Genomic DNA, 10,381 nt, shown 5'->3' on the forward strand with positions numbered 1-10,381 from the left:
CGCTGCAGCGGCGGCGTACGCCACGAGGAGCGAACCGCCAAGCGCGGGCGAGGTCATCGGGGTAGGGGGCAGCGCAGTCTGGCTCGCGATCGCCTCGGTGAAGAAGTCGAAGCTGGTCAGCGACGCCGTTGCTCCGCCTGGCAGGAACGGGTAGAGGGTGTTGACGCCGGGGATCAGCATGAGGATGTACTCGACAAACATGAAGTAGCCGAGTACGACTCCGATTGCGACCAGCGGTGAGCGCGCCAATGCGCCGATACCGACACCAAGCAGCATGTAGGCGACGGCGGCGAAACCGAGCTGGATGAGTGCGGGCGTCAGGTCTGCCGGGTCGACGCCCAGTGGCATACCGCGTATCCAAGCGGCGACCATCAGGGCAAGGAGAGCCGATAGCGCAGCGATCGTTCCGTATGCGGCGCCCAGCAGGGTGTACACGATGAGCTTGGCCGTGAGCACTCGACCTCGTCGAGGGACCACGAGGAACGTCGTACCGATCGTGCGATGCCGGTACTCGCTGGTGATCGCCACGGTCCCGATGAGCGCGGGGACGAAGAGGAGCACGGTGCCGACGCCGAGCACGAACCCCACGCCGTCGGGGGTGTCGATGTCCGGCATGGGCGGCTGAGCGTTCTGCGGTCCGGTGAGCGCGAGGAGAAGCGTCAATCCGCCTCCGCACACGAGTGCGACCAGCGCCGACCAGCCTGCCAGTGCGGTGGCGCGCAGGCGTGCGACCTCGCCGTGGATGACGTTCACGAGAGGGACTCCTTCTGCGTGAGGCGCAAGAAGGCTTCCTCGAGAGGAGCGTGCTGCGCCACGAGTTGATCGAGTGCACCCGTCCAGACGGTGTGGCCCCGGTCGATGAGGATGACGTCGTCGATCGTGTGCTCGATCTCGTGGAGCACGTGGCTGGACAGCAGCACGGCACCGCCGGCGTCGGCAAAATCGCGCAGGAATGTGCGAAGCCAGGCCATTCCGCTCGGGTCAAGGCCGTTCGATGGCTCGTCCAGCACCAGGATGCCGGGATCGCCGAGCATCGCGGTGGCCAGCGCGAGGCGTTGGCGCATCCCCGTGGAGAAGGTGCCGATCCGACGATCGGCGTAGGACTGCGCTGCGACGAGGGAGAGCACGGCGCCGACCCGAGACCGATCCATTCCTGCGAGCGCCGCGTAGGTGTGAAGGTGGGCGCGTGCCGTCATGCGCGGGTGCGCCGACGCGATGTCCAGGACCGCGCCCACCGTCTCTGCGGGCGCAGACAGCTGGGCGTAGGCCCGGCCGGCGATGTGCGCCTCGCCGCTGTCGGGGCGGACCAGGCCCAGCAGCGTGCGCATCAGCGTGGACTTTCCTGCCCCGTTGGGCCCGAGGAACCCGGCGACGCGCCCGTACTCGACGCTCAGGGTCGCATCCTCGAGCGCGGTGACCGATCCGAACCGCTTGGAGAGTGCCCGCACCTCGATCGCGGCGCTCACGAGAGTGCGTCCGATCGGAGGTCTGCCGCGATCGACTCCGCCGCGGCGGTGCTCAGGAGGATCTCGTCGAAACCGACGGAGATCCGGTCGACGGCGATCCGCAGCAACGGGTACCCGCGTCTCATCGAGACCAGGCGACGCGCTCCGGACGGGTGCGTGAACGTGCCCAGTTTGCGGTAGCCGGAGATGGCGAGACCGGATCTCATCCCGAGGACCTCTGGCGTCCATCCCTGGTGGGTCCAGACGTCGCGAATCGCCGACGTCGGAATCGACAGACTCGGCAAGCCTGTCATCGTCGCTTCCCAGCCGGGAAACTGCACGTGTACTCCCGTTCGGTCGCAGGCGATGTTCGTCATCGTGCTCTCCTCGATCGCTAGAATGGAATCGTATTGAGAACATTATCATTGTGATAACAGTGAGGAGAGGCGATGCGTCACGCGTCTGCTCTGGCGGAGGTCGTGCTCCACCCGGTGCGCTTGCGGATCATTCAGCAGCTGGGCGGGCGCGAACGCACGACGGCGCAGCTGCGCGAGGCGCTTCCGGACATCCCGCAGGCCACGCTCTATCGCCATGTGGCTGCCCTCCTTGACGCCAAGGTCGTCGCCGTGGTCGACGAGCGCAGATCGCGCGGCGCGATCGAGCGGACCTTGGCGCTGGGGGACCGGATGGCGGCGATCGACCACACCGAGCTCGCTGCGATGAGCAGTGCGCAACTGAGCGCGGCCTTCCTGACCTTCCTCGGGGACGTCACGAGTGACTTCGATCGCTTCCTCGCCGCGGACTCTCCCCAGTCGCGGGAGCTGGTCGGGTTCGCCCGAACACCCTTGTACGTCAGCACAGAGGATCTCGCCACGATCCAGGCAGGCCTCGCCGAGCTGCTGACCCCGTACCTGACTGAACGCGAGGACGGCCAGCAACGGGTCAACCTCGCCACGATCCTCCTGCCAGACCCGTGACGATGAGGCCGAACCCTCACACGGGCACCCGCCCGGTGACGACCCCGCGCTGCCGGGCTCGGGGTGGCCTTAGGGTGGGGGACCGTGACCGACCCTGCATCGTCCTCGCCCGTGACCCGCGCCGATGGCCGCGCACCCGATCAGCTTCGCCCCGTGAGCTTCACGCGCGGCTGGTCCGACCACGCGGAAGGGTCCGTGCTCGTGCAGTTCGGCGGCACCCGGGTGCTGTGTGCCGCCTCGTTCACGGACTCGGTGCCGCGCTGGCGCAAGGGCTCGGGGCTCGGGTGGGTGACCGCCGAGTACTCGATGCTGCCGCGCTCCACCACCACCCGCTCCGACCGTGAGTCCGTCAAGGGCAGGATCGGCGGACGTACCCACGAGATCTCGCGCCTGATCGGTCGCTCGCTGCGCGCGATCATCGACCTGTCTGCGCTCGGTGAGAACTCGATCGTGCTCGACTGCGACGTGCTGCAGGCCGACGGCGGCACCCGCACTGCCGCCATCACGGGTGCCTACGTGGCACTCGCCGACGCGGTCGCGTGGGGTCGCGCGAACGGCGCCGTCAAGCCCGAGGCGACCGTGCTGACCGACTCGGTCTCCGCCGTCAGCGTCGGGATCATCGACGGTACGCCGATGCTCGACCTGCCCTACGTCGAGGACGTCACCGCCGAGACCGACATGAACGTCGTGGTCACGGGCTCCGGCTCGTTCGTCGAGGTGCAGGGGACCGCCGAGGGTGCGCCGTTCGACCGCGACGAGCTCAACCAGCTCCTCGATCTCGCGCTCGCCGGCACCGCCGAGCTCGCACAACGCCAGACGGCGGCGCTGACCGAGTCTCTCGAGCGCCCGTCGGTCCCTGGTCTCCTCGCGCGATGACCGCGCACAGCCTGGTTCTCGCCACCCGTAACGAGCACAAGCTCTCGGAGCTCCGAGCGATCCTCGCTGAGACCGGCGTCGACGTCACCGGCGTCATCAGCGCCGCCGAGGTCGACGGGCCTGACGTCCAGGAGACCGGGGTGACGTTCGCCGAGAACGCGCTGCTCAAGGCCCGCGCCCTGGTGGCCCACACAGGGCTGCCGGCCGTCGCGGACGACTCGGGCTTCGCGGTCGACGTGCTCGGTGGTTCCCCTGGGGTGTTCTCGGTCTACTGGGCGGGCCGCGCGCGCGACGACGCTGCGAACAACGCACTGCTGCTGGAACAGCTCGAGGACGTCGGCCCCGAGCACCGCGGCGCGCAGTTCGTGTGCGCCGGCGCGCTCGTCACCCCCGATGGTCGCGAGGAGGTCCGCGAGGGAATCGTGCGGGGTCGGCTGCTCGCCGAGCCGATCGGCGAGCGCGGCTTCGGGTACGACCCGCTGTTCATGCCCGAGGGCCACGACCGCTCCTACGCCCAGCTCACGCACCAGGAGAAGAACGCAATCTCGCACCGGTCGCGGGCCTTCCGCGAGCTCGCCCCGCTGATCGCGCAGGCGCTCGCGAGCCACTGAACGGATCGACAGTGAAATCAACCTCAGGTGAGGCGGCCGGTGACGGCGAGGGCGGTCCGGATGAGGGCGGAGTGGCCGTCGACCATCTCGCCGAGGATCTGGGGGTCGATGATCTGCTCGGGGGTGAACCAGTCGATGTCGAGGGCGTCCTGCTGGGGCTGGCAGTCGCCGTCGACAGGAACGATGAACGCGAGCGAGACCGCGTGCTGGCGAGGGTCGTGGTAGGCGGTGATCCCGGGCGTGGGGAAGTATTCGGCCACCGTGAACGGCACGGGCGAGACCGGGATCCGCGGCAGTGCCATCGGGCCCAGGTCCTTGTCGAGGTGGCGGGCCAGGGCGTCGCGGATCCTCTCGTGATACATCACCCGGCCACTCACCAGGGCACGTTGGATGCCACCTTCGCGCGGGGTGCGTAGGAGGGTTCCGAGCGTCGTGATCACGCCATCGGCGTCGACCCGCACCGGGACGACGTCCACGTACAGGATCGGCATGCGTCGCCGGATCACCGCCAGTTCCTCGGGAGAGAACCAGCTGCCGATGTCGTCCGTGCCTACCTCGCTCACGTCCTAGTTGTACCGCGCCGCGGCCCACAGTGGCCACCTGACGCGGCGAGGTGAGGTCGCGACGTACGGCCCGGACAGCTGGGCTGGGCCGCGACGGGCGAACGGAGGACCGTTGCCCGCGGTCACCTGCGGTGCCTCAGCCGCGGGGCCCCACGAGCGCCTCGACGGCGCGGAGCAGGTGGTGCTTCCACCACGCGTAGTCGTGGCCGCCGGTGATCTTCTCCAGCTCGGCGTCGGCACCACGGTCCCGCGCTGCGTCGCGGAACATCTCGGCCTGCGCCGCCATCGTTCCCTCGTCGGTCCCGGCCTGGAGCGCCAGCCGGACGCCCGCCAGGTCGCGCTCGCCGCCCGCGAGCGCGGTGGTCAGGTCGCCCGGGTCCACGGCGTCGCGCGCCGGCGGGACCCCGTGCCGGTACCAGAACGAGCCTGACTGCACGACGGCGGTGCTCGCCAGGTCTCGTCGGGTCACCACCGTGCTGGCGGCGGCCAGGCCGCCGTAGCTCTGCCCGGCGAGGATCGTGCGACTCGCGTCGGGGAGGTGCCCGGTCGCGCGGGTGTACGCCTCGAGCGCGGCAGCCACGAGAGCGGCGGCTCGTTCCGGGTCGGGCAGGTCGCGCGACCGGGTGGGAAAGTCGACCGAGTCGACCAGCACAAGGTCGACCGGGATCCCGGCGGCGGCCACCACATCGGCGATGCCCATCGCGGCCCACTGCTCGCCGTCGAGGAGCACGAGAACCGCGGCCGGCTCAGCCGGCGAGGGCGACCAGAGATGCACGGCCCGGCTCTCGCCGTCGAACGGCTCGATCTCGGCATGCGTGTACGACTGCGCCGACCACGGCGACAGCGGCCAGGCCGGGTGCTGGTACGCCCGCGGCAGCACGATAACGCTCGAGGACTCGCCGAGCGCGTGGGGCTGCGAGCGTGGGTTGAGCGGGTCGAGCGCGCCGGCCCCGTGGATCGCGAGCCAGCCCTCGCGTGAGGCCCCGGCGTTCCGCGGGATCTCGGGCATCTCCACGAACCGGTAGCCCCAGGTGCCGTCGGCCGGGAGCCACCAGGACCGGTGCCACAGGTCCGTCCCGGGCACCTGCTCAAGCAGCGCCGGGGTCACGTCCTCGCGCATCGCGTCGGTGAGCCCGTTGACGTGAACCAGCACCTCCACGTCCGCGCGCTGCTGCCGCCACAGGAACGTCACCTCGGTGAGCCCGTCGCGCGTCTCGCCGAGCAGCGGCGCGCTCTCGAACGAGTCCCACAGGTCCGCGACCGCCTGCCGCCGGTCCGGCTGCGCCAGCAGCTCGCGCAGCCAGGTGGGCTCGGCCGTTCTCGGTGCGTTCATGCCTGGTCCTCGATGGCTCGACGGCGGTCGCGTGGGATCACCATCGGCCGCCCGGTCTCGGGGTCGGGCACCACGAGCGCGTCGAGGTCGAAGACCTCGCGGAGCAGGTCCGAGGTCACGACGTCCGAGGCCTCGCCCTGGGCGATCACGGTGCCGTTGCGCATCGCCACCAGGTGGGTGGTGTAGCGGGCGGCGAGGTTGAGGTCGTGCAGCACCGCCACGAGGGTGCGGCCGGCATCATGCAGGCGCGAGCACAGGTCGAGCACGTCGAGCTGGTGGGAGACGTCGAGGAACGTGGTCGGTTCGTCGAGCAGGATGATCGGTGTCTCCTGCGCCAGCGTCATCGAGATCCAGACCCGCTGCCGCTGTCCGCCGGAGAGCTCGTCCACCATGCGGTCGGCGTGCTCGATCATGCCGACCTCGGACAGGGCGTTCTCCACGGCGTCCTCGTCGGCCAGGGACCACTGACGCAGCAGGCTCTGGTGCGGGAACCGGCCGCGCGCCACCAGGTCGGCGACCGTGATCGCGTCCGGTGTCACCGGCGACTGCGGCAGCAGCCCCACCGAGCGCGCCACCTCCTTGGTGGGCGTGGTGTGGATCGCGCGGCCGTCGAGGATCACCCGGCCGGCGCGCGGGGCAAGCATCCGCCCGAGCGCGCGCAGCAGGGTGGACTTGCCACACGCGTTGGGCCCGACGATCACGGTGAAGCCGCCGTCGGCGATGTCGATGCTGAGGTCCTCGACCACGGCACGCTGGCCGTAGCCGAGGCGCACGCCCTCGGCGCGCAGCCGGGGAGGGGTGTCGAGCTGGGTCATGGGTTCTCCTAGACCCGCCGTGCCAGCAGCACGACGAGATAGACGCCACCCAGGAGCGAGGTGACGAGACCGACAGGGGTGCGGACGCCGACGTCGAGCGACTGACTCAGCAGGTCCGCGAGCACGAGCAACGAGGCGCCCATGAGGAACGAGGGCATCACCAGCACGCCGCCGCGGCCCACGAGGCGCCGCACGATCTGCGGTGCGGCGAGCGCGATGAACGCTATCGGGCCGGTGGCGGCCACGGCGATCGCGGTGAGCGCGACGGCGAGCACCATCACGCCGAACCGGTACCGCTCCACCGGGACGCCGAGCGAGGTGGCTGCGTCATCGCCCATCTCCATGACCGACAGCCGCCGCGCCGCCACGAGCAGCGCCGGCATCAGCACCACCACCGCCACCAGCACCGCCAGGGCGTGCGGCCAGCCGCGGGCGGTCAGCGAGCCGGACTGCCACAACTGGGCCTGCGTGGCGTCGTCGAGATCGGCACGCACCATGAGGAAGGACGTGATCGCGCTGGTGATCGCGCCGATGCCGATGCCCACGAGGATCAGCCGCAGACCGCCGCTGACGCCGTCCTTGCGGGCGAGCGCGTAGACGGCCAGTGCGGTGAGCACACCGCCGGTCACGGCGGCGATCGCGGTGGCGAGGATGCCGCCGTCGAGCACCACGATCTGGATCACGGCACCGGTGGCGGCGCCACTGGTGAACCCGATGATGTCGGGGGAGCCGAGCGGGTTGCGCGACAGGCTCTGGAACACGGCGCCGGCCACGCCGAGGCTGCCTCCCACGCCCATCGCCGTGACCAGGCGCGGCAGGCGCCGGTTGCGCACGGTACGGATCACGCCGTCCTCGCCGTCGCCGACCAGGGCGCGCACCACCTCCCCGAAGGTGAGCTCCATGGTGCCATGCAGCATCGTGACGATCCCGATCGCCACGGTCATGGCCAGCAGCACGAGCCCCACGACCATCACCCGCGGCGAGAACCGCACCGAGAAGGCGCCGAGGCGGATGACGCGACCGCTGACCAGACGGGGCCGGCTGCCGAGATGCAGGTTGCTCATAGCGCCGCCATCCTGCGAGACCGCACCAACGCCACGAACAGCGGCCCGCCGAGGATCGCGACCGAGATGCCGGTCTGCAGTTCCTGCGGTGCGACCACCGCGCGGCCGATCACGTCGGCCACCACGAGGAACGCCGGTCCGACCACGAGCACGCCGGGGATCAGGTAGCGGTGGTCCGGCCCCACGATCGCGCGGACGATGTGCGGGGCGGCCAGCCCCACGAACCCGATCGGCCCCGCCGCGGCGGTGGCGGCACCGGCCAGCAGCACCACCGCCAGCGCCGAGCCGGCGCGCGCCAGCCCGGGGGTGGCACCGATGCTGCGCGCGACGTCCTCACCGAGCGCCACGGCGTTGAGCGAGGGAATCAGCACGATCGAGACGAGCACGCCCACGCCGATGAACGGGAGCACCACGAGGGCGACGTCGAGCCCGCGCCCCAGCGTGGAGCCCACGGCCCAGTAGCGGAAGGCGTTGAACGCCTGCTCATGGCTGATGAGGATCGCGCCGACCACGGCGCCGAGTGCCACCGAGACGGCCGCGCCGGCCAGGGCCAGTCTCGCGGGGGTGGCGGCGCTGCGGTGCGCGGACCCGAGCATGTACACGAGCAGGCTGGTGAGGGCGGCGCCGCCGAAGGCGAACCAGATGTAGCCCTGCACGGTGCTGACGCCGAGAAAGGCGATCGCGACCACGACCGCCGCAGAGGCGCCCGCGTTGACGCCGAGCAACCCGGGATCGGCGAGCGGGTTCCGGGTGACCGATTGCATGAGGCTGCCGGCCAGCCCGAGCGCGAGCCCCACGAGCAGCGCGATCACCGTGCGGGGCAGCCGGGACAGGATCACGATGCGGTGGTCGTCGATGCCGGGGTCGTAGGCGCGCAGCGCCTCCAGGACCGTGCCGGCAGGGATCGAGTGCGAGCCGATCATCAGTCCGAGGATCCCGCCGGCCGCGATCAGCACGAGACTGATGACCACCAGCAGGGTGAAGCGCCGGAACGCCCCGGTGGATCGCGTGAGCGCGACCCGCCGGGGCGACCGGGGTGCGGTCGAGACCGCGGTGGGGCTCACGCCCCGTAGGCCTCGACCAGCAGCTCCACGATCGCGCTCGCGCTGTAGTAGTCGATGCGGAACGATGTCGGCCCGAGTGCCAGCACGCTCTCGGCAACCACCGCGGACTGGTTCGCGAGCAGCGGGTCGGACAGCAGCGGCTGGGTGTCGTCGCTGGAGACGACGAACAGCGTGCTGACATCGGCCAACGCGCTCGGCAGGTTCTCCTGGGTCACGAAGGACACGTCGGAGCGAGTCTCGTCGGCCAGCTCGGCGGGCGCCTCGACGTACTCGAAGCCCATCGCGGTCAGCACGGCAGCCTGGGCGCTGCCGGCCGAGAAGATGCCGCCGCCCTCGGCGCCGTTGTAGGTCAGGGCCGTCACGGGCTGCTCCGGCAGCGTGATCGCGGCGGCCTGCTCGGCCACCCAGGCGTCGTAGTCGGCCACCACGCCGGCCGCCTGATCCTCGAGACCGGTCGCCTCGCCCAGCACCGCGGCGAGATCCTGCCACGTGGCGGAGCCGTAGTCGAGCATGACCGTCGGTGCGATCTCGCTGAGCTGGTCGTAGGCGTCCACGGTGGCGTCCTGGCCGATCGTGGAGCCGATGATCAGGTCGGGCTCGGCGACCTCGATCGCCTCGAGGTCGAGCTCGAGGTTGGGGTAGAGGACCTCCACGCCGCGCTCGGTGGCGACGTCGGCCCACTGCGAGAAGAAGCCGTTGTCATCGGTGATCGGGCTGACCGAGGTGGCTGCGGACGCCACGACCGGGGCGTCGATCGCGAGCAGTGTGCCCGTGAGCGTGATGGAGGTGGAGACGATGCGCAGCGGCTGCTCGGGGATCTCGGTGGTGCCGGAGTCGTGGTCGACGCTTCGCGGCCATGCGCCGTCGCTCTCGCTCGAGGTGGTCTCGTCGGTACCGCCGGTGGGGTCGGTCGCCTCGTCGTCGGGGCCGGTGGAACAGGCCGCGAGAGACAGAGTGGCCACGGCCGCCACGAGGGCGACCGCGGAGCGTAGGTGGGTGCGCACAGGAGCAACTTCCAGTCAGGCTGTCAGAAAGTGACAGAGTGGGGCGACGTGTCGTCAACAGGCTGTCGCCTAGAACATAGGTAAGGCTTACCTATGCGCGCAAACTGCCGTGGTGTGTGCTCCGCCACACCCGGGTCGCTCAGGTGTCGTAGCGCCAGAGCGTGGCGCCGGTCTCGTCCTGGACGACGGCGGAGGTCGTGTTCTCGAGGTCGAGCGTCACCACGAGATGGGCGTCCGGTCCGAGCGCGCGGTACCGCAGCCGGGTGTTGGTGAGGTCGAGCACCTCGGTGCGCGACGCGGTCAACCAGGGATGGCGTCGCCTGAGCGAGATCAACGCACGGTGAGCATCGAGCAGACGGCGAGTTACGCCGTCGGGAACGATCTCGGCCGGGGAGTCGGGCAGCGCGGTGCGCACCGCGTCGTCACCACCCAGGCGCTCCTCCTTGGTGCCGAGCAGGCCGAGCTCGTCGCCGTGATAGATCGACGGGAACCCGGCGACCGTCATCAGCACCGTGAGCGCGAGCACCGCGCGGTCGGGGCCGAGGGGGGGGGCGATGCGGGTGACGTCGTGGTTGCCCACGAAGGTGGTCGGCACGAACACTTCCAGCCGGTCCTGGTGCCGCCCGAGG

At 70.6% G+C, this 10,381-nt stretch carries 13 protein-coding genes; 3 read left to right on the top strand and 10 right to left on the bottom strand.

The features are described from left to right. From ACOJSN_RS00960 to ACOJSN_RS00970, 3 genes are all read right to left on the bottom strand, one after another. Positions 1-753: ABC transporter permease subunit (locus ACOJSN_RS00960; protein ID WP_420110638.1), on the bottom strand; the 753-nt coding region annotated here is incomplete at its 3' end. Further along, a complete protein-coding gene (locus tag ACOJSN_RS00965; protein ID WP_420110639.1) occupies positions 750-1,466 on the bottom strand; it encodes an ABC transporter ATP-binding protein in 717 nt (238 codons plus the stop codon). The genes ACOJSN_RS00960 and ACOJSN_RS00965, both read right to left, overlap by 4 nt. Continuing rightward, the gene (locus ACOJSN_RS00970) at positions 1,463-1,672 is read right to left on the bottom strand and encodes a hypothetical protein (RefSeq protein WP_420110640.1); all 210 of its coding nucleotides are present in this window, start codon (positions 1,670-1,672) and stop codon (positions 1,463-1,465) included. The genes ACOJSN_RS00965 and ACOJSN_RS00970 overlap by 4 nt, the downstream gene beginning before the upstream one ends. Positions 1,673-1,894: 222 nt before the next feature. Between ACOJSN_RS00970 and ACOJSN_RS00975 the strand changes: the two genes are divergently transcribed. From ACOJSN_RS00975 to rdgB, 3 genes are all read left to right on the top strand, one after another. After that, positions 1,895-2,422, top strand: a complete 528-nt coding sequence (locus ACOJSN_RS00975; RefSeq protein WP_420110641.1) for a helix-turn-helix domain-containing protein — start codon at positions 1,895-1,897, stop codon at positions 2,420-2,422. Between the two features lie 84 nt (positions 2,423-2,506). Further along, positions 2,507-3,298: a ribonuclease PH gene (rph, locus tag ACOJSN_RS00980; protein WP_420110642.1), complete on the top strand. Its 792-nt coding sequence runs from the start codon at positions 2,507-2,509 to the stop codon at positions 3,296-3,298. After that, positions 3,295-3,909 (top strand): RdgB/HAM1 family non-canonical purine NTP pyrophosphatase, encoded by a 615-nt coding sequence (gene rdgB, locus ACOJSN_RS00985; protein WP_420110643.1) that lies wholly within the window; start codon positions 3,295-3,297, stop codon positions 3,907-3,909. The genes rph and rdgB overlap by 4 nt, the downstream gene beginning before the upstream one ends. Positions 3,910-3,932: 23 nt before the next feature. On the opposite strand, the gene ACOJSN_RS00990 is transcribed toward rdgB, so the two are convergent. From ACOJSN_RS00990 to ACOJSN_RS01020, 7 genes are all read right to left on the bottom strand, one after another. Beyond that, on the bottom strand, positions 3,933-4,472 hold the full coding sequence (locus ACOJSN_RS00990; RefSeq protein WP_420110644.1) for an NUDIX hydrolase family protein: 540 nt from the start codon (positions 4,470-4,472) through the stop codon (positions 3,933-3,935). 136 nt (positions 4,473-4,608) lie between these two features. After that, a complete protein-coding gene (locus ACOJSN_RS00995; protein WP_420110645.1) occupies positions 4,609-5,805 on the bottom strand; it encodes an enterochelin esterase domain-containing protein in 1,197 nt (398 codons plus the stop codon). Next, positions 5,802-6,620: an ABC transporter ATP-binding protein gene (locus tag ACOJSN_RS01000; RefSeq protein ID WP_420110646.1), complete on the bottom strand. Its 819-nt coding sequence runs from the start codon at positions 6,618-6,620 to the stop codon at positions 5,802-5,804. The genes ACOJSN_RS00995 and ACOJSN_RS01000 overlap by 4 nt, the downstream gene beginning before the upstream one ends. An 8-nt stretch (positions 6,621-6,628) precedes the next feature. Continuing rightward, on the bottom strand, positions 6,629-7,684 hold the full coding sequence (locus ACOJSN_RS01005) for a FecCD family ABC transporter permease (RefSeq protein WP_420110647.1): 1,056 nt from the start codon (positions 7,682-7,684) through the stop codon (positions 6,629-6,631). After that, positions 7,681-8,748, bottom strand: a complete 1,068-nt coding sequence (locus ACOJSN_RS01010; RefSeq protein WP_420110648.1) for a FecCD family ABC transporter permease — start codon at positions 8,746-8,748, stop codon at positions 7,681-7,683. The genes ACOJSN_RS01005 and ACOJSN_RS01010 overlap by 4 nt, the downstream gene beginning before the upstream one ends. Continuing rightward, positions 8,745-9,752 carry a Fe2+-enterobactin ABC transporter substrate-binding protein gene (fepB, locus tag ACOJSN_RS01015; RefSeq protein WP_420110649.1) on the bottom strand — a complete coding sequence of 336 codons (1,008 nt, stop codon included), beginning with the start codon at positions 9,750-9,752 and terminating at the stop codon, positions 8,745-8,747. The genes ACOJSN_RS01010 and fepB overlap by 4 nt, the downstream gene beginning before the upstream one ends. 139 nt (positions 9,753-9,891) lie before the next feature. Continuing rightward, on the bottom strand, positions 9,892-10,381 hold a 490-nt coding region (locus tag ACOJSN_RS01020; protein WP_420110650.1), incomplete at its 5' end, for an alpha-amylase family glycosyl hydrolase.

The sequence above is a fragment of the Pseudactinotalea sp. genome, from assembly GCF_048594945.1.
GTDB lineage: Bacteria > Actinomycetota > Actinomycetes > Actinomycetales > Beutenbergiaceae > Pseudactinotalea.